This is a genomic window from Escherichia sp. E10V5, from assembly GCF_004212315.1.
Taxonomy (GTDB): domain Bacteria; phylum Pseudomonadota; class Gammaproteobacteria; order Enterobacterales; family Enterobacteriaceae; genus Escherichia.
Map to the genome: position 1 here is coordinate 25,653 of NZ_RHJM01000013.1, position 24,207 is coordinate 49,859.

At 52.7% G+C, this 24,207-nt stretch carries 20 protein-coding genes, 1 tRNA gene and 1 pseudogene; 14 read left to right on the forward strand and 8 right to left on the reverse strand.

The annotated features are described in order from the left end of the window. The first annotated feature begins 17 nt into the window (after positions 1-17). Positions 18-1,256, forward strand: coding sequence for a fused tRNA nucleotidyltransferase/2',3'-cyclic phosphodiesterase/2' nucleotidase/phosphatase Cca (cca, locus tag D9738_RS10125; protein ID WP_130260134.1), 1,239 nt, complete (start codon positions 18-20; stop codon positions 1,254-1,256). A gap of 99 nt (positions 1,257-1,355) precedes the next feature. Here cca and bacA read toward each other — a convergent pair whose 3' ends face one another. After that, positions 1,356-2,177 (reverse strand): undecaprenyl-diphosphate phosphatase, encoded by an 822-nt coding sequence (gene bacA, locus D9738_RS10130; protein ID WP_130260135.1) that lies wholly within the window; start codon positions 2,175-2,177, stop codon positions 1,356-1,358. Positions 2,178-2,267: 90 nt separating this feature from the next. After that, positions 2,268-2,636, reverse strand: a complete 369-nt coding sequence (gene folB / locus D9738_RS10135; RefSeq protein WP_130260136.1) for a bifunctional dihydroneopterin aldolase/7,8-dihydroneopterin epimerase — start codon at positions 2,634-2,636, stop codon at positions 2,268-2,270. Positions 2,637-2,740: 104 nt separating this feature from the next. On the opposite strand from folB, the gene plsY reads away from it, so the two are divergent. Continuing rightward, positions 2,741-3,358 (forward strand): glycerol-3-phosphate 1-O-acyltransferase PlsY, encoded by a 618-nt coding sequence (gene plsY, locus D9738_RS10140; RefSeq protein ID WP_130210442.1) that lies wholly within the window; start codon positions 2,741-2,743, stop codon positions 3,356-3,358. A 12-nt stretch (positions 3,359-3,370) separates the two neighbouring features. Here plsY and ttdR read toward each other — a convergent pair whose 3' ends face one another. Next, complete coding sequence (gene ttdR / locus D9738_RS10145) at positions 3,371-4,303, reverse strand: L-tartrate utilization transcriptional activator TtdR (protein WP_130260137.1); 933 nt, start codon at positions 4,301-4,303, stop codon at positions 3,371-3,373. A 206-nt stretch (positions 4,304-4,509) separates the two neighbouring features. Here ttdR and ttdA point away from each other — a divergent pair, with 206 nt between their 5' ends. From ttdA to ttdT, 3 genes and pseudogenes are all read left to right on the forward strand, one after another. Next, positions 4,510-5,421 (forward strand): L(+)-tartrate dehydratase subunit alpha, encoded by a 912-nt coding sequence (ttdA, locus tag D9738_RS10150; RefSeq protein WP_130210438.1) that lies wholly within the window; start codon positions 4,510-4,512, stop codon positions 5,419-5,421. Continuing rightward, the gene (gene ttdB / locus D9738_RS10155) at positions 5,418-6,023 is read left to right on the forward strand and encodes a L(+)-tartrate dehydratase subunit beta (RefSeq protein WP_021559517.1); all 606 of its coding nucleotides are present in this window, start codon (positions 5,418-5,420) and stop codon (positions 6,021-6,023) included. The genes ttdA and ttdB overlap by 4 nt, the downstream gene beginning before the upstream one ends. A 48-nt stretch (positions 6,024-6,071) precedes the next feature. Then, positions 6,072-7,535 (forward strand): annotated as a pseudogene (gene ttdT / locus D9738_RS10160) (L-tartrate/succinate antiporter). A 42-nt stretch (positions 7,536-7,577) separates the two neighbouring features. Here the strand turns inward: ttdT and tsaD are convergent. Continuing rightward, on the reverse strand, positions 7,578-8,591 hold the full coding sequence (gene tsaD, locus D9738_RS10165; protein ID WP_001264352.1) for a tRNA (adenosine(37)-N6)-threonylcarbamoyltransferase complex transferase subunit TsaD: 1,014 nt from the start codon (positions 8,589-8,591) through the stop codon (positions 7,578-7,580). Positions 8,592-8,828: 237 nt separating this feature from the next. On the opposite strand from tsaD, the gene rpsU reads away from it, so the two are divergent. From rpsU to rpoD, 3 genes are all read left to right on the forward strand, one after another. After that, positions 8,829-9,044: a 30S ribosomal protein S21 gene (rpsU, locus tag D9738_RS10170; RefSeq protein ID WP_001144069.1), complete on the forward strand. Its 216-nt coding sequence runs from the start codon at positions 8,829-8,831 to the stop codon at positions 9,042-9,044. Between the two features lie 110 nt (positions 9,045-9,154). Then, positions 9,155-10,900: a DNA primase gene (gene dnaG, locus D9738_RS10175; protein WP_000918827.1), complete on the forward strand. Its 1,746-nt coding sequence runs from the start codon at positions 9,155-9,157 to the stop codon at positions 10,898-10,900. Positions 10,901-11,094: 194 nt separating this feature from the next. Then, positions 11,095-12,936 carry an RNA polymerase sigma factor RpoD gene (gene rpoD / locus D9738_RS10180; protein WP_064529606.1) on the forward strand — a complete coding sequence of 614 codons (1,842 nt, stop codon included), beginning with the start codon at positions 11,095-11,097 and terminating at the stop codon, positions 12,934-12,936. 78 nt (positions 12,937-13,014) lie between these two features. Here rpoD and mug read toward each other — a convergent pair whose 3' ends face one another. Continuing rightward, entirely contained in the window at positions 13,015-13,521 is a 507-nt protein-coding gene (mug, locus tag D9738_RS10185) for a G/U mismatch-specific DNA glycosylase (protein ID WP_130260138.1), read from the reverse strand. 125 nt (positions 13,522-13,646) lie between these two features. Between mug and D9738_RS10190 the strand changes: the two genes are divergently transcribed. Further along, positions 13,647-13,722: transfer RNA gene (locus D9738_RS10190), tRNA-Ile, on the forward strand. A 53-nt stretch (positions 13,723-13,775) separates the two neighbouring features. Here D9738_RS10190 and nfeF read toward each other — a convergent pair. Then, positions 13,776-14,540 carry an NADPH-dependent ferric chelate reductase NfeF gene (gene nfeF / locus D9738_RS10195; RefSeq protein WP_130260139.1) on the reverse strand — a complete coding sequence of 255 codons (765 nt, stop codon included), beginning with the start codon at positions 14,538-14,540 and terminating at the stop codon, positions 13,776-13,778. Between the two features lie 287 nt (positions 14,541-14,827). Here nfeF and nfeR point away from each other — a divergent pair, with 287 nt between their 5' ends. Then, positions 14,828-15,445, forward strand: coding sequence for a DNA-binding transcriptional regulator NfeR (nfeR, locus tag D9738_RS10200; RefSeq protein WP_130260140.1), 618 nt, complete (start codon positions 14,828-14,830; stop codon positions 15,443-15,445). 119 nt (positions 15,446-15,564) lie between these two features. Here nfeR and aer read toward each other — a convergent pair whose 3' ends face one another. Continuing rightward, the gene (aer, locus tag D9738_RS10205) at positions 15,565-17,085 is read right to left on the reverse strand and encodes an aerotaxis sensor receptor Aer (protein WP_130260141.1); all 1,521 of its coding nucleotides are present in this window, start codon (positions 17,083-17,085) and stop codon (positions 15,565-15,567) included. Between the two features lie 417 nt (positions 17,086-17,502). On the opposite strand from aer, the gene ygjG reads away from it, so the two are divergent. Then, complete coding sequence (gene ygjG, locus D9738_RS10210; protein ID WP_130210422.1) at positions 17,503-18,882, forward strand: putrescine aminotransferase; 1,380 nt, start codon at positions 17,503-17,505, stop codon at positions 18,880-18,882. A 41-nt stretch (positions 18,883-18,923) separates the two neighbouring features. On the opposite strand, the gene D9738_RS10215 is transcribed toward ygjG, so the two are convergent. Next, positions 18,924-19,256 carry a tRNA-binding protein gene (locus tag D9738_RS10215; RefSeq protein ID WP_000450588.1) on the reverse strand — a complete coding sequence of 111 codons (333 nt, stop codon included), beginning with the start codon at positions 19,254-19,256 and terminating at the stop codon, positions 18,924-18,926. Positions 19,257-19,474: 218 nt separating this feature from the next. Here D9738_RS10215 and ebgR point away from each other — a divergent pair, with 218 nt between their 5' ends. From ebgR to D9738_RS10230, 3 genes are all read left to right on the forward strand, one after another. Next, on the forward strand, positions 19,475-20,458 hold the full coding sequence (gene ebgR, locus D9738_RS10220) for a transcriptional regulator EbgR (RefSeq protein ID WP_130260142.1): 984 nt from the start codon (positions 19,475-19,477) through the stop codon (positions 20,456-20,458). 183 nt (positions 20,459-20,641) lie between these two features. After that, a complete protein-coding gene (ebgA, locus tag D9738_RS10225) occupies positions 20,642-23,734 on the forward strand; it encodes a beta-galactosidase subunit alpha (protein WP_130260143.1) in 3,093 nt (1,030 codons plus the stop codon). Next, positions 23,731-24,180 (forward strand): beta-galactosidase subunit beta, encoded by a 450-nt coding sequence (locus D9738_RS10230; protein ID WP_001219954.1) that lies wholly within the window; start codon positions 23,731-23,733, stop codon positions 24,178-24,180. The genes ebgA and D9738_RS10230 overlap by 4 nt, the downstream gene beginning before the upstream one ends. Positions 24,181-24,207 lie beyond the last annotated feature (27 nt).

A 24,207-nucleotide genomic window follows, 5' to 3' on the forward strand; every position in this document is an offset into this window, starting at 1 on the left:
GACGAAGGGAAGATGGCGTGAAGATTTATCTGGTCGGTGGTGCGGTACGGGATGCATTGTTAGGGCTACCGGTCAAAGACAGAGATTGGGTGGTGGTCGGCAGTACGCCACAGGAGATGCTCGACGCGGGCTACCAGCAGGTAGGCCGCGATTTTCCTGTTTTTCTGCATCCGCAGACGCATGAAGAGTATGCGCTGGCACGTACCGAACGGAAATCCGGCTCCGGTTACACCGGTTTTACCTGCTATGCCGCACCGGATGTCACGCTGGAAGATGATCTTAAGCGTCGTGATCTGACCATTAATGCGCTGGCCCAGGACGATGACGGCGAGATTATCGACCCGTACAACGGTCTGGGCGATCTGCAAAATCGTCTGTTACGCCATGTTTCCCCCGCTTTTGGCGAGGATCCGCTACGCGTGCTGCGCGTGGCGCGTTTTGCTGCGCGTTATGCCCACCTCAGTTTTCGTATTGCTGATGAAACCCTGGCGCTGATGCGCGAGATGACTCACGCGGGCGAACTGGAACACCTGACGCCTGAACGAGTGTGGAAAGAGACGGAAAGCGCCCTCACCACCCGCAATCCACAAGTGTTCTTCCAGGTGCTGCGCGATTGCGGCGCACTGCGCGTTTTATTCCCGGAAATGGACGCCCTGTTCGGCGTTCCGGCCCCCGCCAAATGGCATCCGGAAATCGACACCGGGATTCATACCTTAATGACGCTCTCCATGGCGGCGATGCTAAGTCCGCAGGTCGATGTTCGTTTCGCGACGTTATGCCACGATCTCGGTAAAGGGCTGACGCTGCCAGAGCTTTGGCCTCGTCATCACGGCCACGGTCCGGCAGGTGTTAAGTTGGTGGAACAACTATGTCAGCGTCTGCGCGTGCCAAATGAAATTCGCGATTTAGCCAAACTGGTGGCTGAGTTTCACGATCTCATCCACACCTTCCCCATGCTGAACCCGAAAACCATTGTTAAATTGTTTGATTCCATTGACGCCTGGCGTAAGCCGCAACGTGTAGAGCAACTGGCGCTGACCAGCGAAGCAGACGTGCGCGGCAGAACCGGTTTTGAATCGGCGGACTACCCGCAAGGCCGCTGGTTGCGCGAAGCCTGGGAAGTGGCGCAGTCAGTGCCGACAAAAGCCGTCGTTGAAGCAGGATTTAAAGGTGTAGAGATTCGTGAAGAGCTAACCCGACGGCGGATTGCGGCGGTAGCCAGCTGGAAGGAACAACGTTGCCCAAAGCCTGAGTGAGTGTTGGGAATTTTGCCGGATGCGACGTGAACGCCTTATCCGGCCTACGCAATCTACGCAATCGTGGACAATTCCAGGCATCCGACACTATTCTTCACATCAAAAGAACACTACGTACACCGCAGCCGCCACAATAAAGCGATAAATGGCGAATGGGATAAACGAAATCCGCTTAATTAATTGCAGGAAGGTTTTAATCGCTATCAGCGCCACTACGAAGGCAGTGATAAACCCAACAGCAAACATCGGGATATCGCCGGTTGTCAGGAAGCCCCAGCTTTTGTAGAGATCAAGCGCCGTTGCGCCCATCATCATCGGCACCGCCAGCAGGAACGAGAACTCAGAAGCCGCGTAACGGCTCACCCCGATCAGCATCCCACCTGAAATGGTCGCCCCGGAGCGAGAGAATCCTGGCCACAGCGCCAAACACTGGAAGCAGCCAATCATAAACGCCTGGCGATAGGTCATATCATCCAGACCCGGCGCACGCGGCTCTTTCGGCTTCAGGCATTCGGCGGCAATCAGCAACAAACCGCCGACAACCAGCGCATACATGACATTTATCGGGTTAAACAATGATTTAATCATGTCGTGGAACAACAGTCCCAGCACCACCGCTGGGATCATCCCCAGCAAAATGTGGATCAGCGTTAAACGACCTTTGCTTTCTCCTTCGTGCTGCAACGGGCGTCCAAAGTGAATGCCAATCAGACCAAACAGACGCCGCCAGAACATCACTACTACCGCCAGAATTGATCCTAACTGGATCACGACTTCAAAGGTTTTCGCCGTGTCGCCCTCAAACCCCAACAAGTGACCGACAATAATCATATGGCCCGTGCTGGATACCGGCAGAAATTCTGTCAATCCTTCGACCACACCCAATATTGCCGCTATCAGCAGCGAGTGCATATCGCTCATCAATAAACCCCTAAATTATTAAAATGTACCGCTTGTCCGAACTACTGCAGTATGACCAGGATATAACCGTTTGGTTTAACAGCTGTAAAATTAATTATTTTCTTTCAGATTATTGCCACGCTCAATGATTACGCCAACATTCGCCGCCCGCGCCACTGCGCCTGGCTTGCTAAGTTTGATGCGAACCCACGGCGAATTAAAGCGAGTTAACAGCAGTTCCGCCACTTCTTCCGCCACGCGTTCCACCAGTGCAAAACGCGCCCCCTCGACGTGGCTGACTATCGTTTCTGCAATGTCAGCGTAACTGAGGCAATCCGCCACATCATCACTTTTCGCCGCTTTACGGTTATCCCACGCCATTTCGATATCGAACACCAGCTTCTGTTCGATGGTCTGTTCCCAGTCGTAAACACCAATAGTGGTGATTACCGAAAGTTGCTCTATAAATACAATATCCATCACGTCCTGCCTGCTTTTTGGCTAACCGGATACCACTTCCGGCGAAATGTGCGTATTATCCACAGATTCATCGTTGAACACGAATTTTCAAAACGGAACAGCTTATGAGTGCAATCGCGCCTGGAATGATCCTCATCGCGTACCTCTGCGGCTCCATTTCCAGTGCCATTCTGGTTTGCCGCCTTTGTGGCTTGCCCGACCCGCGAACCAGCGGCTCCGGTAATCCTGGCGCGACCAACGTTTTACGCATGGGTGGCAAAGGAGCAGCCGTAGCAGTGCTGATCTTTGACGTTCTAAAAGGTATGTTGCCTGTCTGGGGAGCATATGAATTAGGCGTCAGCCCATTTTGGCTGGGATTAATTGCGATTGCCGCCTGTCTTGGACACATCTGGCCCGTTTTCTTCGGTTTTAAAGGGGGAAAAGGCGTTGCCACCGCTTTTGGCGCTATTGCTCCGATCGGCTGGGATTTAACGGGCGTAATGGCGGGGACTTGGCTGCTTACCGTGCTATTGAGTGGATATTCGTCGCTGGGGGCGATTGTCAGCGCGCTGATTGCTCCGTTTTATGTCTGGTGGTTCAAGCCTCAATTCACCTTCCCGGTTTCGATGCTCTCTTGCCTGATCCTGCTGCGTCATCATGACAACATCCAGCGTCTGTGGCGTCACCAGGAGACAAAAATCTGGACGAAATTCAAAAGAAAGCGTGAAAAAGATCCCGAGTGATTTATGACGAGCCTACATAACCTGATAGCCCTCGTCAGGTTTACCCAGCCGTTGCTGGCACCACGCCGCCAAAAATTCCACGCAGACACGTAATTTCATGCTGCGATAGAGCGGCTCCCGGTAAACAGCCCAGATATTGGCGCTTTGTGCATACTCCGGCAATACTCGCACCAGTTTGCCACTCTCCAGAAACGGCAAAACATCCCACTCGGAACGCAGCATAATCCCTTTGCCCTCCAGCGCCCATTGCAGCACAATCTCGCCGCTGTTGGAGGAAAGATGCCCACTAACCTTCACCGACTTTTTCTCCTGACCGTTCCCTAACTCCCATATTCCGTGGGTCATGTCACGCTCTTTAGTCACCAGACAGTCATGGCGACTTAATTCCTGTAATGATTGTGGCGGGGAATATTTTTTCAGATACTCAGGTGCGGCGCATAATATTCTTTTATTTTTCGTTAACAGATGCGCGATATAATAATCAGGAATGTCATCATTAATACGAATATCAAGATCAATATTATCCTGCACTAAATCAATTTGCCGATCGAACAATTCAAAATGCACCTGTAATTCAGGGTAATTGCGCATCAGTTCGGTAATGGCTGGCGCAATATAACTGCGCCCAAAGCCAAAGCTGCAACCAATACGAATCATCCCCTCCGGGCGCGTTTTGATTTGCGTGACGTCATCGACCAGTCGCTGATATTGGGTGAGGATTTCCAGCGCATGTTCGTAACAACGTTGGCCACTTTCAGTCAGTGCCACGCCTCGGGCAGAGCGGTTCAGCAGTGTGGTTGCCAGCGTATTTTCAAGGATTTGGATCCGCTTGGTGACAAATGCAGGCGTTTGCCCAAGCGTTGCCGCAGCGGCGCTAAAACTCCCGCTATGGACGATTTCCACCAGTACCTGCAAGTCTTTGGCTAAAGGCCAGCTATTTAGCATTGTTAAATATCCGCAGTTTTGATAAACGCAGTGTATTTCGCAAAACATTGCCATTCCCTGCTCTGGCGCAATATTCGTTCTTATTTTCGTGTTGATTAACGAACTGTTAATTACATATTCACGGCGGCAAAAAATATAAAACCACATTTTTAGTGGTAGTTTGTGACGGTGAATTTTTCCAGACAAATACAGAAACTGGAGTTGCCATGATGAGCGAAAGTAATAAGCAACAGGCAGTGAATAAGCTGACGGATATTGTCGCTAACTTTACCGCTATGATATCTACCCGGATGCCTGATGACGTGGTGGATAAACTAAAACAGCTAAAGGATGCCGAAACATCGTCGATGGGAAAAATCATCTACCACACGATGTTCGACAACATGCAAAAAGCGATCGACCTGAATCGTCCTGCCTGTCAGGACACCGGGGAGATTATGTTCTTCGTTAAAGTCGGTTCCCGTTTCCCGCTGCTTGGCGAGCTGCGAAGCATTCTTAAGCAAGCTGTGGAAGAAGCAACCGTCAAAGCGCCACTGCGCCACAACGCGGTGGAAATTTTTGACGAAGTGAACACCGGCAAAAATACCGGCAGCGGCGTACCGTGGGTTACCTGGGACATCATTCCCGACGGTGACGATGCGGAAATCGAAGTTTACATGGCTGGCGGCGGCTGCACACTGCCTGGTCGCTCGAAAGTATTAATGCCTTCGGAAGGCTACGAAGGCGTAGTGAAATTCGTCTTTGAAAATATCTCTACTCTCGCTGTAAACGCCTGTCCGCCAGTACTGGTAGGCGTGGGCATCGCCACCTCAGTGGAAACCGCCGCCGTGCTCTCGCGTAAAGCCATTTTGCGCCCGATTGGCAGCCGCCATCCTAATCCAAAAGCGGCAGAGCTGGAGGTACGCCTGGAAGAAGGACTCAACCGTCTGGGGATTGGTCCACAAGGGCTGACTGGCAACAGTTCAGTGATGGGGGTACATATCGAATCTGCCGCCCGCCATCCGTCAACCATCGGCGTTGCTGTTTCTACAGGCTGCTGGGCGCATCGTCGCGGCACACTGCTGGTTCATGCCGATCTCACCTTTGAAAATCTGTCTCACACCCGGAGCGCGTTATGAAAAAGATCCTGACAACCCCGATCAAAGCTGAAGATCTGCAAGATATTCGCGTCGGCGATGTGATCTACCTGACCGGTACACTGGTGACCTGCCGTGACGTTTGTCACCGCCGCTTGATCGAACTGAAACGTCCGATCCCTTACGATCTCAACGGCAAAGCGATTTTCCACGCTGGCCCCATCGTGCGCAAAAACGGCGACAAATGGGAGATGGTGTCCGTTGGCCCGACAACCAGTATGCGTATGGAAAGTTTTGAACGTGAGTTTATCGAGCAGACCGGCGTGAAACTGGTGGTTGGCAAAGGCGGAATGGGGCCGCTGACCGAAGAGGGCTGTCAGAAATTCAAGGCGCTGCATGTGATTTTCCCGGCTGGCTGCGCGGTGCTGGCAGCAACTCAGGTGGAAGAAATTGAAGAGGTGCACTGGACAGAACTCGGGATGCCGGAGTCGTTGTGGGTCTGCCGGGTCAAAGAGTTCGGCCCGCTGATTGTCTCTATAGATACCCACGGAAACAACCTGATAGCCGAAAACAAAAAGCTGTTCGCCGAACGCCGCGAGCCCATCGTGGAAGAGATCTGCGAGCACGTCCATTACATCAAATAACCCTCACGGAGAGGCTCGCCCCCTCTCCTTTTTCGCAGGCATAACACGATGAAACCTTCCACTGAATGGTGGCGATACCTTGCGCCGCTGGCGGTCATCGCCATTATTGCTCTAATTCCGGTTCCCGCAGGGCTGGAGAGCCATACCTGGCTCTACTTTGCCGTTTTTACTGGCGTGATCGTTGGGCTGATCCTCGAACCCGTGCCGGGTGCCGTGGTGGCGATGGTGGGTATCTCCATCATCGCCATTCTCTCTCCCTAGCTGCTGTTCAGCCCGGAGCAGCTCGCCCAGCCAGGTTTTAAATTCACCGCCAAATCTCTTTCCTGGGCGGTTTCTGGTTTTTCTAATTCGGTTATCTGGCTGATTTTCGCCGCCTTTATGTTTGGCACTGGCTATGAAAAAACCGGTCTTGGACGTCGCATCGCGCTGATTCTGGTGAAAAAGATGGGGCATCGCACACTGTTTCTCGGCTATGCGGTGATGTTCTCCGAGCTGATCCTGGCACCTGTAACACCGTCCAACTCGGCGCGCGGTGCGGGGATTATCTATCCCATCATCCGTAACCTGCCGCCGCTCTATCAATCACGGCCGAACGACAGCAGTTCGCGCAGTATTGGCTCGTACATCATGTGGATGGGGATTGTTGCCGACTGCGTGACCAGCGCCATTTTCCTGACGGCGATGGCACCAAACTTGCTGTTAATTGGACTGATGAAAAGCGCATCTCACGCCACGCTGAGTTGGGGCGACTGGTTCCTCGGGATGTTGCCGCTCAGTATTTTACTGGTTCTGCTGGTTCCCTGGCTGGCTTACGTACTGTACCCGCCGGTATTGAAGTCTGGCGATCAGGTGCCGCGCTGGGCAGAGACGGAACTGCAGGCAATGGGCCCGCTCTGTTCGCGTGAAAAACGGATGCTGGGGCTGATGGTGGGCGCGCTGGTGCTGTGGATTTTTGGCGGTGATTATATCGATGCCGCGATGGTCGGTTACAGCGTAGTGGCACTGATGCTGCTTCTGCGCATTATCTGCTGGGACGATATTGTCAGTAATAAAGCGGCGTGGAACGTTTTCTTCTGGCTGGCATCACTCATCACCCTTGCCACCGGACTCAACAACACCGGTTTTATTAGCTGGTTTGGCAAACTGTTAGCAGGCAGCTTAAGTGGTTATTCGCCGACGATAGTGATGGTGGCGTTGATTGTGGTCTTTTATCTGCTGCGCTACTTTTTTGCCAGCGCCACGGCGTATACCTCCGCCCTCGCACCGATGATGATTGCCGCCGCGCTGGCGATGCCGGGAATCCCGCTGCCGGTGTTCTGCCTGATGGTTGGCGCGGCAATTGGTCTGGGGAGCATTCTTACACCATACGCCACCGGACCCAGCCCGATTTACTACGGTAGTGGTTATCTGCCAACGGTGGATTACTGGCGACTGGGGGCGATTTTTGGGCTGATATTCCTCGTGTTGCTGGTGATTACCGGCTTGCTGTGGATGCCCGTGGTGTTGCTTTAAGAAAGGAAGGTGCCGGAAGAGACTATCCGGCACCTGATAGTTTTACGCAGCCGGTAACTCCGCCAGCGGCCAGCGCGGGCGCACACTAACGCCGAGATCCGCCGTCGCGCCTGCTTTAAACCGCACCATTCCGGCATAGGCGATCATCGCGCCGTTATCAGTACAAAATTCTGGACGCGCGTAGAACACTTCGCCACGGCGTTTTTTCATCATTTCCGCCAGTTTCGCCCGCAGCGTGCGGTTAGCACTCACGCCGCCTGCCATTACCAGTCGCTTAAAGCCCGTCTGATCCAACGCACGCTTACACTTAATCATCAACGTATCGACCACCGCATCTTCAAAGGCGCGGGCGATATCAGCACGCGTCTGGTCGTCGGTGCCGTTGTCACGAATCGTGTTCGCGGCGAAGGTTTTCAGGCCAGAGAAGCTGAAATCCAGCCCCGGACGGTCGGTCATCGGGCGCGGGAAGACAAAGCGCCCGGCAGTACCCTGAGCCGCCATTTTCGACAGTAACGGCCCGCCAGGATAATCCAGCCCCAGCAGCTTTGCAGTTTTATCAAACGCTTCACCAGCAGCATCATCGATAGACTCACCGAGCAGCTCGTACTGACCAATGCCAGTCACGCTGATTAACTGCGTATGACCGCCGGAAACCAGTAGCGCCACAAACGGAAATTCCGGTGGGTTATCTTCCAGCATCGGCGCTAACAGATGTCCTTCCATATGGTGTACCGGGATCGCCGGAACGTCCCAGGCAAACGCCAGAGAACGCCCCACGGTCGCGCCAACCAGCAGCGCGCCGACTAATCCAGGACCTGCGGTATAGGCCACAGCGTCAATGTCTTTTGCCGTTAAACCAGACTCCTTCAGCGCTGCCTGGATCAACGGTACGGTTTTACGCACGTGATCGCGGGAAGCCAGTTCAGGCACGACGCCGCCGTAGTCAGCGTGCAATTTCACCTGACTATACAATTGGTTGGCTAACAAACCTTTTTCATCGTCGTAAATGGCGATGCCAGTTTCATCGCAGGAAGTTTCAATACCCAGTACACGCATGACTTGTTTTACCTCGCTTTATTACCGCGCAGTGTAGGACCAATGCGGGTTGATGTAAAACTTTGTTCGCCCCTGGATAAAGCCTCGTGTATACTCCCCACCCTTATAAAAGTCCCTTTCAAAAGAGGCCGCGGTGCTTTACAAAGCAGCAGCAATTGCAGTAAAATTCCGCACCATTTTGAAATAAGCTGGCGTTGATGCCAGCGGCAAACCGAATTAATCAAAGGTGAGAGGCACATGCCGGTAATTAAAGTACGTGAAAACGAGCCGTTCGACGTAGCTCTGCGTCGCTTCAAGCGTTCCTGTGAAAAAGCAGGTGTTCTGGCGGAAGTTCGTCGTCGTGAGTTCTATGAAAAACCGACTACCGAACGTAAGCGCGCTAAAGCTTCTGCAGTGAAACGTCACGCAAAGAAACTGGCTCGCGAAAACGCACGCCGCACTCGTCTGTACTAATTCCTCGAGAGCGTTGCTCTCCGATCAGACCGAGTTGTAGTTGTAAGGCCGTGCTTCCGAAAGGAATGCGCGGCTTATTTTCGTTTATGAATTGCTAAAAATCGGGGCCTATGGCTGGACGAATCCCACGCGTATTCATTAATGATCTGCTGGCACGCACCGACATCGTCGATCTGATCGATGCCCGTGTGAAGCTGAAAAAGCAGGGCAAGAATTTCCACGCGTGTTGTCCATTCCACAACGAGAAAACCCCGTCATTCACCGTTAACGGTGAGAAACAGTTTTACCACTGCTTTGGATGTGGCGCGCACGGCAACGCGATCGACTTCCTGATGAACTACGACAAGCTCGAATTCGTCGAAACGGTCGAAGAGCTGGCGGCAATGCACAATCTTGAAGTGCCATTTGAAGCAGGCAGCGGCCCCAGCCAGATCGAGCGCCATCAACGGCAAACGCTTTATCAGTTGATGGACGGTCTGAATACGTTTTACCAACAATCTTTACAGCAACCTGTTGCCACGTCTGCGCGCCAGTATCTGGAAAAACGCGGATTAAGCCACGAGGTTATCGCCCGCTTTGCGATTGGTTTTGCGCCCCCCGGCTGGGACAACGTCCTGAAACGGTTTGGTGGCAATCCAGAAAATCGTCAGTCATTGATTGATGCGGGTATGTTGGTCACTAACGATCAGGGTCGCAGTTACGATCGTTTCCGCGAGCGGGTGATGTTCCCCATTCGCGATAAACGCGGTCGGGTGATTGGTTTTGGCGGGCGCGTGCTGGGCAACGATACCCCCAAGTACCTGAACTCGCCGGAAACTGATATTTTCCATAAAGGCCGCCAGCTTTACGGTCTTTATGAAGCGCAACAGGATAACGCTGAACCCAATCGTCTGCTTGTGGTCGAAGGCTATATGGACGTAGTGGCGCTGGCGCAATACGGCATTAATTACGCCGTTGCGTCGCTGGGTACGTCAACCACTGCCGATCACATACAGCTGTTGTTCCGCGCAACCAACAATGTCATTTGCTGTTATGACGGCGACCGCGCAGGTCGCGATGCCGCCTGGCGAGCGCTGGAAACGGCGCTGCCTTACATGACAGACGGTCGTCAGCTACGTTTTATGTTTTTGCCTGATGGCGAGGACCCTGACACGCTGGTGCGCAAAGAAGGTAAAGAGGCGTTTGAAGCGCGGATGGAGCAGGCGATGCCGCTCTCCGCATTTCTGTTTAACAGCCTGATGCCGCAAGTTGATCTGAGCACCCCAGACGGGCGCGCGCGTTTGAGTACGCTGGCACTGCCATTGATATCGCAGGTGCCGGGCGAAACGCTGCGAATATATCTTCGTCAGGAATTAGGCAATAAGTTAGGCATACTTGATGACAGCCAGCTTGAACGATTAATGCCAAAAGCGGCAGAGAGCGGCGTTTCTCGTCCTGTTCCGCAGCTAAAACGCACGACCATGCGTATACTTATAGGGTTGCTGGTGCAAAATCCAGAATTAGCGACGTTGGTCCCGCCGCTTGAGAATCTGGATGAAAATAAGCTCCCTGGACTTGGCTTATTCAGAGAACTGGTCAACACTTGTCTCTCTCAGCCAGGTCTGACCACCGGGCAACTTTTAGAGCACTATCGTGGTACAAATAATGCTGCCACCCTTGAAAAACTGTCGATGTGGGACGATATAGCAGATAAGAATATTGCTGAGCAAACCTTCACCGACTCACTCAACCATATGTTTGATTCGCTGCTTGAACTGCGTCAAGAAGAGTTAATCGCTCGTGAGCGCACGCATGGTTTAAGCAACGAAGAACGCCTGGAACTCTGGACATTGAACCAGGAACTGGCGAAAAAGTGATTTAACGGCTTAAGTGCCGAATAGCGATCGGGAAGCCCCCGACAGCCGCACTGAGAGGCAGCGGCAAATATATAAGTACGCCCTCGTAATTATCGTTGGCGGTAAACAGCCGTTGGATTTCAGCGTTAACACCTGAAGGACATCGGGTCAATCGCCCAACACCAACCTCATGAAATAAGTGTGGATACCGTCTTATGGAGCAAAACCCGCAGTCACAGCTGAAACTTCTTGTCACCCGTGGTAAGGAGCAAGGCTATCTGACCTATGCCGAGGTCAATGACCATCTGCCGGAAGATATCGTCGATTCAGATCAGATCGAAGACATCATCCAAATGATCAACGACATGGGCATTCAGGTGATGGAAGAAGCACCGGATGCCGATGATCTGATGCTGGCTGAAAACACCGCGGACGAAGATGCTGCCGAAGCCGCCGCGCAGGTGCTTTCCAGCGTGGAATCTGAAATCGGGCGCACGACTGACCCGGTACGCATGTACATGCGTGAAATGGGCACCGTTGAACTGTTGACCCGCGAAGGCGAAATTGACATCGCTAAACGTATTGAAGACGGGATCAACCAAGTTCAATGCTCCGTTGCTGAATACCCGGAAGCGATCACCTATCTGCTGGAACAGTACGATCGTGTGGAAGCAGAAGAAGCGCGTCTGTCCGATCTGATCACCGGCTTTGTTGACCCGAACGCAGAAGAAGATCTGGCACCAACCGCCACTCACGTCGGCTCTGAGCTTTCCCAGGAAGATCTGGACGATGACGAAGATGAAGACGAAGAAGATGGTGACGACGATACCGCCGACGATGACAACAGCATCGACCCGGAACTGGCTCGTGAAAAATTTGCGGAACTGCGCGCTCAGTACGTTGTAACGCGTGACACCATCAAAGCGAAAGGCCGTAGCCATGCAGCCGCTCAGGAAGAGATCCTGAAACTGTCTGAAGTGTTCAAACAGTTCCGCCTGGTGCCGAAGCAGTTTGACTACCTGGTCAACAGCATGCGCGTCATGATGGACCGCGTTCGTACGCAAGAACGTCTGATCATGAAGCTCTGCGTTGAGCAGTGCAAAATGCCGAAGAAAAACTTCATCACCCTGTTTACCGGCAATGAAACCAGCGATACCTGGTTCAATGCGGCAATTGCGATGAATAAGCCGTGGTCGGAAAAACTGCACGATGTCTCTGAAGAAGTACATCGCGCCCTGCAGAAACTGCAACAGATTGAAGAAGAAACCGGCCTGACCATTGAGCAGGTTAAAGATATCAACCGTCGCATGTCCATCGGTGAAGCGAAAGCCCGCCGTGCGAAGAAAGAGATGGTTGAAGCGAACTTACGTCTGGTTATTTCTATCGCCAAGAAATACACCAACCGTGGTTTGCAGTTCCTTGACCTGATTCAGGAAGGTAACATCGGCCTGATGAAAGCGGTTGATAAGTTCGAATACCGCCGTGGTTACAAGTTCTCCACCTACGCAACCTGGTGGATCCGTCAGGCGATCACCCGCTCTATCGCGGATCAGGCGCGCACCATTCGTATTCCGGTGCATATGATTGAGACTATCAACAAGCTCAACCGTATTTCTCGCCAGATGCTGCAAGAGATGGGCCGCGAGCCGACGCCGGAAGAACTGGCTGAACGTATGCTGATGCCGGAAGATAAGATCCGCAAAGTGCTGAAGATCGCCAAAGAGCCAATCTCCATGGAAACGCCGATCGGTGATGATGAAGATTCGCATCTGGGGGATTTCATCGAGGATACCACCCTCGAGCTGCCGCTGGATTCTGCGACCACCGAAAGCCTGCGTGCGGCAACACACGACGTGCTGGCTGGCCTGACCGCGCGTGAAGCGAAAGTTCTGCGTATGCGTTTCGGTATCGACATGAACACCGACCATACGCTGGAAGAAGTGGGTAAACAGTTCGACGTTACCCGCGAACGTATCCGTCAGATCGAAGCGAAGGCGCTGCGTAAACTGCGTCACCCGAGCCGTTCTGAAGTACTGCGTAGCTTCCTGGACGATTAATCGGTAGCCGGATAAGGCGTTTACGCCACATCCGGCACTTGTCCCTTTGCACAAACGCCACCTTTTCGGTGGCGTTTTTTATCGCCCACGCACCACCAGTGCCTGATCCAGTTCCCGATACGCCTCCACCAGCTTTTCCAGAGAAACTCGACTTAAACCGCTGGGATTTGGCAGTACCCAGATCTGCGTCGAACCAATAGTGAGCGTTTGTTTCCCCCACTGTGCGCCGCGCTGGCTGAATCCCTGCTCATAGGCCTGTTTGCCCAAAATCGCCAACGCCTGAGGCTGATAATCTTCAATTTTTTCAATCAACTTACGCCCGCCTGCGTGCAGCTCCTGCTTTGAAACTTCATTAGCTTGCACCGTTGGACGGTCAACCAGTTTGGTGACGCCACAACGATAATCCAGCAGATGCTGTGCCTCCTGCGGCTTCAACTGTCTGTCAGTAAACCCGGCCTGATAAATCACCTTCCAGAAACGGTTCGCCGGATGAGCAAAAGGAAAGCCAGTATCCGCAGATGAAAGCCCCGGATTGATGCCGCAAAACACAACGCGCAACCCTGGTGCAATAATATCTTCAACCATATTAACCCCTGAACAACACAACCTGGGGAAAGTATAACGAATTGAAAACACATTGTTTATAAAAACAGCAGGCGCGCGGTAATGGCTGGATTGCGACACGGAGTTACTTTATAATCCGCTACCATGGCCCCTTAGCTCAGTGGTTAGAGCAGGCGACTCATAATCGCTTGGTCGCTGGTTCAAGTCCAGCAGGGGCCACCAAATACAGTAAAGGCTGACGAGAAATCGTCAGCCTTTTTCTTTTCATATATCAGTTACTTCGCGTGCCAGTAAGCCGCTGCGCGTACCCGTTGAGGGTCATACTGTTCCGCTTCAAAGCGACGGCTTAAATTCTTCACCACCTTCCCTTCACCGGTTATCCAGATGAAGTAATCATCGGCAGGGATTTGCATCTGCGCCAGACGCGCATCTACCGCCTGCTCATCATGCGCCAACCATTCGATATTAAAACCATCAAGGTGCGCGAGATAATCCTGACAGGCGTTATCCCGCACGCTGACCAGCGCGGTAACGTGCGGTTTAGCAGCAAGTTTGCTCAACGTTTCCAGGCGGCGGCGTAGTGCGGGCATCCCGGACTCATCGCAAACATACAGCTGATACGCGTAATCTTCCGGCACCACCAGCGAACCGCGCGGTCCTGCCACCGTGAGTTTATCACCCGGTTGCGCCTGCATCGCCCAGCCGCTGGCGACCCCACCGTCGTGAATAAAGAAATCGATCGCCAGTTCATGGCGTTGTTCGTCATACAGCGGCGTATAGTCACGCGACGGTGCGCGTGGTCCTTCCGGCCAGACGATCCCCTCTTCCGTTACTGTTGGCGGCACAAAGTGAGCGTCAGATTGAGGAAAGAAGAGTTTGCTGTGATCGTCAAAGCCGCGCGACGTAAAGCCGTCCAGCGCCTCGCCGCCGAGGACAATGCGCTGAAAACCGGCGCTGATGCGCTCAACGCGTAACACAGTCAGTTCACGGAAGCGCAGATCATTGCGAACGCGCTGCGGGTAGCGGGGAGAGTTATTCATTGTTATCGCCTTCGTGATGGTAATCAGATATATCTAAATAAATTTCGCAAATGATAATGATTGTTAATCATGATAAATGCAAGCGATTTGTAGAACTGATATATCTATAGTCTGATAAGACGAACCGCCTCTTCTCAGGCATCATTGCTCAATGCCGGATGCGGCGTGAACGCCTTATCCGGCCGACATATTGAGTACATCTGCGTTCAAAAATCATTTTTACACTTGCAAGAATTCTCACATCAGATATAAATTAGATATATCTAATTAAGCAAAAGGAGGCTGATATGAGCCATCATCACGAAGGGTGTTGTAAACATGAAGGCCAGCCACGCCATGAAGGCTGCTGCAAAGGTGAGAAGTCAGAACACGAGCACTGCGGACACGGTCACCAGCATGAACACGGTCAATGCTGCGGGGGGCGTCGCGGCGGCGGTCGTCGGCAACGTTTCTTTGGTCACGGTGAATTGCGTCTGGTGATTCTGGATATTCTCTCGCGCGATGACAGCCACGGTTACGAGTTGATTAAAGCGATTGAGAATCTGACCCAGGGGAATTACACCCCAAGCCCAGGCGTCATCTACCCGACGCTGGATTTTCTCCAGGAGCAGTCACTGATTACCATCCGCGAAGAGGAAGGTGGTAAGAAGCAGATTGCGCTGACCGAACAGGGCGCACAGTGGCTGGAAGAAAACCGCGAACAGGTGGAGATGATTGAAGAACGCATCAAAGCACGTTGCGTTGGTGCGGCGCTGCGCCAGAACCCGCAAATGAAGCGAGCGCTGGATAATTTTAAAGCGGTGCTGGATTTACGCGTCAATCAGAGCGACATCAGCGACGCGCAGATAAAAAAGATCATTGCGGTGATCGACCGCGCCGCTTTTGATATTACGCAACTGGATTAATCGCCAACTGCCGGATGCGGCATAAACGCCTTATCCAGCCTACGCGCCACGTTGGCCTGATAAGATGCGCCAGCATCGCATCAGGCATTGTGCTCCAACCGCCGGATGCGGCATACCGATTAATGCAGCACCGTCACCGCGTCTTCCAGTCGGCTGGCGCGGTGTTTCACCATCGCCGACACCTGCGCACTCTCTTCCACCAACTCGGCGTTTTTCTGCGTGATCAGGTTAAGTTCATCCACCGCACGGGTCAGGCTGGAAAGCCCATCGGCCTGTTCCAGCGTTGAATGGCTAATCTGGGCGATCAACTGCGTGACGTTTTTTACCTGCGCCACAATATCATCCATCGTCCGTCCGGCGGCGTGTACCTGCTGCGAACCGGATTGCACCTTATCAGCACTGGCATCAATCAGCTTGCGGATATCGTTGGCAGCATTGGCGCTGCGGCTGGCTAAATGACGCACTTCCCCTGCCACCACTGCAAAACCTTTGCCCTGTTCTCCGGCACGCGCCGCTTCCACCGCCGCATTCAGGGCGAGAATATTGGTCTGAAACGCAATATCGTTAATCAGCGAAGTAATGGTGCCAATGCGCTGGGTACTGTCGGCGATATCGTCCATCGTCTTGATCACCGTGGTCATCGCTTCCCCGCCCTGCACAGCCGCATTACTGGCGGTGATAGAAAGTTTATCGGCAGCCGATGCTGTGGCTGAGTTCTGTTTCACCGACGCCGCCATCTGGTTCATGGTCGCTACAGTTTGCTGGACATTATCTACCGTCTGCTGAGTATGCTCGTTCAGTTCATCAGTGCCTTTTGCCAGCGCCTCACTACCGTTTCTGACGCTGGAAACCTGGCTTGAGACATCATTAATCAACCAGCGACACATCAGGCCAAGCTGCCCTACCGCGCGTAATGTCAGCCCCAGCTCATCGCTGCGATTCAAATGCTCAACACTATTACGTTCTCCGGTCGCCACCTTCAGTGCCTGGCTGGCGACATTTTCTATCGGGCGTACAATTTGCCTTTCAAAACAGGCATTTCCAAACAACATCGCTAACGCACAGAGGAAATACGTCACCACCGGGGCAGCGGCAAACCAGAGCATGGCCGCCAGCACGATAAACATCAGTGTCATCACTCCACGCACTCGCCAGCGAAGCGGTAATGACGGCAGTTTTCCCAACCAACCGTTACGTACCACCAGCCCTTTATGCATACGTTTATTGGTACGTCCAGCGTTCAGCGCCTTATACAGCGGCTCTACCGCCGCGATCTCTTCATCCGTCGCCCGGGAGCGAATCGACATATAGCCACTAATTTTGCCCTCGCGCACCATCGGCACCGCATTCGCACGTACCCAATAATGGTCGCCATTTTTGCGGCGATTTTTCACGATACCGCTCCAGGGTTCCCCTTTTTTCAGGGTGTACCACATATCAGCAAACGCCGCTTTTGGCATATCCGGGTGACGCACCATCTTGTGCGGCTGGCCCTGTAACTCCTGCAAGGTATAGCCGCTTACTTGTACAAAAGAATCATTGGCGTGGGTGATATAGCTTTGCAGATCGGTAGTGGACATCAGGGTAGTATCGTCAGCCAGCGGGGTATTTTGCTGGGTGACATACGGATGAGAAGACATAATCGCGTCCTGTGCAGGTTATATGGTTGTTAACTTCTTGTCGGAGGTTATGTCGGCCCCGGCGCGGTTATCTTTAGCACTTTAATTTGATTTAGATCGCAATTTGCGATCTAAGCATAAGCTCTAATCCATTGATTTAAAATACTTTCACTCTGTTATTATCCGAAGCCGTTAATTATCTTGCCCAAAAATCCGGCATTTATTGCCCTGAAAGAGTGCATTTGCGCAGCGATAGCAAAATTCCCCCCCGATAAAATCGTGCAAAATAACGACAATGGTTAACGCTTAGCATTAAATGTTACACAAATGATAATGTGATTTGTGTTTATCCCGATTTTCGCGATCGCAGCCGGAGTGGCGCAATCCCTGCAATACTTAAATCGGTATCATGTGATACGCGAGCCTCCGGAGCATATTTTGAACAGGTTACCTTCGAGCGCATCGGCTTTAGCGTGCAGCGCCCACGCCCTGAATCTCATTGAGAAGCGAACGCTGGATCATGAGGAGATGAAAGCACTTAACCGAGAAGTGATTGAATACTTCAAAGAGCATGTCAATCCGGGGTTTTTAGAGTATCGCAAATCTGTTACCGCCGGCGGGGATTACGGAGCCGTAGAGTGGCAAGCGGGAGGTTTAAATACGCTTGTCGACACCCAGGGACAGGAGTTTATCGACTGCCTGGGAGGTTTTGGAATTTTCAACGTGGGGCACCGTAATCCAGTTGTGGTTTCCGCCGTACAGAATCAACTTGCGAAACAACCGCTGCACAGCCAGGAGCTGCTCGATCCGTTACGGGCGATGCTGGCGAAAACTCTCGCTGCGCTAACGCCCGGTAAACTGAAATACAGCTTCTTCTGTAATAGCGGCACCGAGTCCGTGGAAGCGGCGCTGAAACTGGCGAAGGCTTACCAGTCACCGCGCGGCAAGTTTACTTTTATTGCCACCAGCGGCGCGTTCCACGGTAAATCACTTGGCGCGCTGTCGGCCACGGCGAAATCGACCTTCCGCAAACCGTTTATGCCACTGCTGCCAGGGTTCCGTCATGTGCCGTTTGGCAATATCGAAGCCATGCGCACGGCTCTTAACGAGTGCAAAAAAACCGGTGATGATGTGGCTGCGGTGATCCTCGAACCGATTCAGGGCGAAGGTGGCGTAATTCTGCCGCCGCCGGGCTATCTCACCGCCGTGCGTAAGCTGTGCGATGAGTTCGGCGCACTGATGATCCTCGATGAAGTACAAACGGGCATGGGGCGCACGGGCAAGATGTTTGCCTGCGAACATGAGAACGTACAGCCGGACATCCTGTGTCTGGCAAAAGCCCTCGGCGGCGGCGTGATGCCGATTGGCGCAACCATCGCCACTGAAGAGGTGTTCTCTGTCCTGTTCGACAACCCGTTCCTGCATACCACCACCTTTGGCGGCAACCCGCTGGCCTGTGCGGCGGCGCTGGCGACCATCAATGTGTTGCTGGAGCAGAACTTACCGGCTCAGGCAGAACAAAAAGGCGATATGTTGCTGGACGGTTTCCGTCAACTGGCGCGGGAATATCCCGATCTGGTGCAGGAAGCGCGTGGTAAAGGGATGTTGATGGCGATTGAGTTTGTTGATAACGAAATCGGCTATAACTTTGCCAGCGAGATGTTCCGCCAGCGCGTACTGGTGGCCGGAACGCTCAATAACGCCAAAACGATCCGCATTGAACCGCCACTGACACTGACCATTGAACAGTGTGAACTGGTGATCAAAGCGGCGCGTAAGGCGCTGGCGGCCATGCGAGTAAGTGTCGAAGAAGTGTAATATCAAATCGGATGGCGATACGACGTCGCCATCCGATCTATTTATACGATACGTACGCCCGCAGGCATCATCCGCTCCGGCGTTAACAGCACGCTTTCACTGCCGTCATCGGTTTCCGCACACAACAGCATGCATTCCGACGTTTCACCGCGCATTTTCGCTTTTTGCAGATTGCATAAGACCACCACCGTTTTCCCCATCAGCTCTTCTTCGCTGTAGTACGGCACCAGGCTGGTCACGGTTTGCAGCGTTTTTTCACCCACATCAACCTGTACGATGTACAGCTTGTCGGCGTTTTCATGGCGTTTCACTTCCACAATCTTTCCGACGCGCATTTCCAGACGTGCAAAATCAGCGTAAGCCACGGTTTCCATTGCTTCCTCCCTTCGAGTAAAATTTTACTAAACTATAGCAAAAGTTTTTCTCAATCCTGTAGGCTAAAAATGGAGAATGCAGGCGTGATCACATTCGTAAGCCGCTGTGTTACCGTTACAGCGTCAAAGAAACGCGCTTTATTTACTGAAAACAGGTGACCCGATAAGCACTTCCTCTACAATGGGGGCGCACATCAGGGAAAGTAAAAAAGGTAAACATGGCAACACTAAAAGACATCGCAATCGAAGCTGGCGTATCCCTGGCGACAGTATCCAGGGTCTTAAATGACGATCCGACATTGAATGTGAAAGAAGAGACGAAACATCGCATTCTCGAGATCGCCGAAAAGCTGGAGTACAAGACCAGTAGTGCCCGTAAACTCCAGACAGGTGCAGTCAACCAACACCATATTCTGGCTATCTACAGCTACCAGCAGGAGCTGGAGATCAACGATCCTTACTATCTGGCGATCCGCCACGGCATTGAAACCCAGTGCGAAAAGCTGGCGATCGAACTGACCAATTGTTATGAACACAGCGGCTTACCAGACATTAAAAACGTCACCGGTATTTTAATTGTCGGCAAACCCACACCCGCCCTGCGCGCCGCTGCCAGCACGTTGACCGACAATATCTGTTTTATCGACTTTCACGAACCCGGCAGTAATTACGATGCTGTAGATATCGATCTGGCACGCATCAGTAAAGAAATCATCGACTTCTATATCGATCAAGGCGTTAATCGCATTGGTTTTATTGGCGGCGAGGACTTGCCTGGCAAGGCGGATATTCGTGAGGTCGCCTTTGCGGAATATGGCCGACTGAAACAAGTGGTACGCGAAGAGGATATCTGGCGCGGCGGTTTTTCCAGTTCGTCGGGCTATGAACTGGCAAAACAGATGCTGGCGCGGGAAGACTATCCGAAGGCACTGTTTGTTGCTTCCGATTCCATTGCTATCGGCGTACTGCGGGCAATTCATGAACGTGGTCTGAACATCCCACAGGATATTTCGCTTATCAGCGTGAACGACATCCCCACCGCGCGATTTACCTTTCCGCCGCTCTCCACCGTGCGCATCCATTCCGAAATGATGGGAAGCCAGGGCGTTAACCTGGTGTATGAAAAAGCCCGCGATGGTCGCGCGCTGCCGCTATTAGTCTTCGTTCCCAGCAAATTAAAACTGCGCGGCACGACCCGTTAAATCCCCTTACACACTGTCCGGCAATCGTTTTTGCCGGACAGTGCTGCCGTTTATTTTCGTGATCCAGTTAAAGTAAATGCATTTACTCGCTACATTTTAGTAAAAATTTTACTAAACTCCCCAGCAATTACACAAACTACCATCACCATGAATGGTTCCGATTTCTCTCTACCGGGAGGCCCTATGAATCGCTGGGAAAACATTCAGCTCACCCACGAAAACCGACTTGCGCCGCGTGCGTACTTTTTTTCATATGACTCTGTTGCGCAGGCGCGTACTTTTGCCCGTGAAACCAGCAGCCTGTTTCTGCCCTTAAGCGGTCAGTGGAATTTCCACTTTTTTGACCATCCGCTGCAAGTGCCAGAAGCCTTCACCTCTGAGTTAATGGCTGACTGGGGGCATATTACCGTCCCCGCCATGTGGCAAATGGAAGGCCACGGCAAACTGCAATATACCGACGAAGGTTTTCCGTTCCCCATCGATGTGCCGTTTGTCCCCAGCGATAACCCAACCGGTGCCTATCAACGTATTTTCACCCTCAGCGACGGCTGGCAGGGTAAACAGACCCTGATTAAATTTGACGGCGTCGAAACCTATTTTGAAGTCTACGTTAACGGTCAGTATGTCGGTTTCAGCAAGGGCAGTCGCCTGACCGCAGAGTTTGACATCAGCGCGATGGTTAAAACCGGCGACAACCTGTTATGTGTGCGCGTGATGCAATGGGCGGACTCCACCTACGTGGAGGACCAGGATATGTGGTGGTCGGCGGGGATTTTCCGCGATGTTTATCTGGTCGGAAAACAACTCACGCATATTAACGATTTCACCGTGCGCACCGACTTTGACGAAGCCTATTGCGATGCCACGCTGTCCTGCGAAGTGGTACTGGAAAATCTCGCTGCCTCCCCTGTCGTCACGACGCTGGAATATACCCTGTTTGATGGCGAACGCGTGGTGCACAGCAGCGCCATTGATCATCTGGCAATTGAAAAACTGACCAGCGCCAGCTTTGCTTTTACTGTCGAACAGCCGCAACAATGGTCAGCAGAATCCCCTTATCTTTACCATCTGGTCATGACGCTGAAAGACGCCAACGGCAACGTTCTGGAAGTGGTGCCACAACGCGTTGGCTTCCGTGATATCAAAGTGCGCGACGGTCTGTTCTGGATCAATAACCGTTATGTGATGCTGCACGGCGTCAACCGCCACGACAACGATCATCGCAAAGGCCGCGCCGTTGGAATGGATCGCGTAGAAAAAGATCTCCAGTTGATGAAGCAGCACAACATCAACTCCGTGCGTACCGCTCACTACCCCAACGATCCGCGTTTTTACGAACTGTGTGATATCTACGGCCTGTTTGTGATGGCGGAAACCGATGTCGAATCGCACGGCTTTGCTAATGTCGGCGATATCAGCCGCATTACCGACGATCCGCAGTGGGAAAAAGTCTACGTCGAGCGCATTGTTCGCCATATTCACGCGCAGAAAAACCATCCGTCGATCATCATCTGGTCGCTGGGCAATGAATCCGGCTACGGCTGTAACATCCGCGCGATGTACCACGCAGCGAAGGCGCTGGATGACACGAGACTGGTGCACTACGAAGAAGATCGCGACGCTGAAGTGGTCGATATTATTTCCACCATGTACACCCGCGTGCCGCTGATGAATGAGTTTGGTGAATACCCGCATCCGAAGCCGCGCATCATCTGCGAATACGCTCATGCGATGGGGAACGGACCTGGTGGGCTGACGGAATACCAGAACGTTTTCTATAAGCACGATTGCATTCAGGGCCATTATGTCTGGGAGTGGTGCGACCACGGGATCCAGGCGCAGGATGACAACGGCAATGTCTGGTATAAATTCGGCGGCGACTACGGCGACTATCCCAACAACTATAACTTCTGTCTTGATGGTTTGATCTATTCCGATCAGACGCCGGGACCGGGCCTGAAAGAGTACAAACAGGTTATTGCGCCGGTAAAAATCCACGCGCTGGATCTGACTCGCGGCGAGCTGAAAGTCGAAAATAAACTGTGGTTTACCACGCTTGATGACTACACCCTGCACGCAGAGGTGCGCGCCGAAGGTGAAACGCTCGCGACGCAGCAGATTAAACTGCGCGACGTTGCGCCGAACAGCGAAGCCCCCTTGCAGATCACGCTGCCGCAGCTGGACGCCCGCGAAGCGTTCCTCAACATTACGGTGACCAAAGATTCCCGCACCCGCTACAGCGAAGCCGGGCATTCTATCGCCACTTATCAGTTCCCGCTGAAGGAAAACACCGCGCAGCCTGTACCTTTCGCACCGAATAACGCCCGTCCGCTGACGCTGGAAGACGATCGTTTGAGCTGTACTGTTCGCGGCTACAACTTTGCGATCACCTTCTCAAAAACGAGTGGTAAACCGACATCCTGGCAAGTGAATGGCGAGTCGCTGCTGACCCGCGAGCCAAAGATCAACTTCTTCAAGCCAATGATCGACAACCACAAGCAGGAATACGAAGGGCTGTGGCAGCCGAATCATTTGCAGATCATGCAGGAACATCTGCGCGACTTTGCCGTAGAACAGAGCGATAGCGAGGTGTTGATCATCAGCCGCACGGTTATAGCCCCGCCGGTGTTTGACTTCGGAATGCGCTGCACCTACATCTGGCGCATCGCTGCCGATGGCCAGGTTAACGTGGCGCTTTCCGGCGAGCGTTACGGCGACTATCCGCACATCATTCCGTGCATCGGTTTCACCATGGGGATTAACGGCGAATACGACCAGGTGGCGTATTACGGTCGTGGACCGGGCGAAAACTACGCCGACAGCCAGCAGGCTAACATCATCGATATCTGGCGCAGCACCGTCGATGCCATGTTCGAGAACTATCCCTTCCCGCAGAACAACGGCAACCGTCAGCATGTCCGCTGGACAGCACTGACTAACCGCCACGGCAACGGTCTGCTGGTGGTTCCGCAGCGCCCAATTAACTTCAGCGCCTGGCACTATACCCAGGAAAACATCCACGCTGCCCAGCACTGTAACGAGCTGCAGCGCAGTGATGACATCACCCTGAATCTCGACCACCAGCTGCTTGGCCTAGGCTCTAACTCCTGGGGCAGCGAGGTGCTGGACTCCTGGCGCGTCTGGTTCCGTGACTTCAGCTACGGCTTTACGTTGCTGCCGGTTTCTGGCGGAGAAGCTACCGCGCAAAGCCTGGCGTCGTATGAGTTCGGCGCAGGATTCTTTTCCACGAATTTGCACAGCGAGAATAAGCAATGAGGATCATCGATAACTTAGAACAGTTCCGCCAGATTTACGCCTCTGGCAAGAAGTGGCAACGCTGCGTTGAAGCAATTGAAAATATCGACAACATTCAGCCTGGCGTCGCCCACTCCATCGGTGACTCATTGACTTACCGCGTGGAGACAGACTCCGCGACCGATGCGCTATTTACCGGGCATCGACGCTATTTTGAAGTGCATTACTACCTGCAAGGGCAGCAAAAGATTGAATATGCGCCGAAAGAGACATTACAGGTAGTGGAATATTATCGTGATGAAACTGACCGTGAATATTTAAAAGGCTGCGGAGAAACCGTAGAGGTCCACGAAGGGCAAATCGTTATTTGCGATATCCATGAAGCATATCGGTTTATCTGCAATAACGCGGTCAAAAAAGTGGTTCTCAAAGTCACCATCGAAGATGGTTATTTCCATAACAAATAACAATTACGGCGGCAAAAGGAGTTTGCC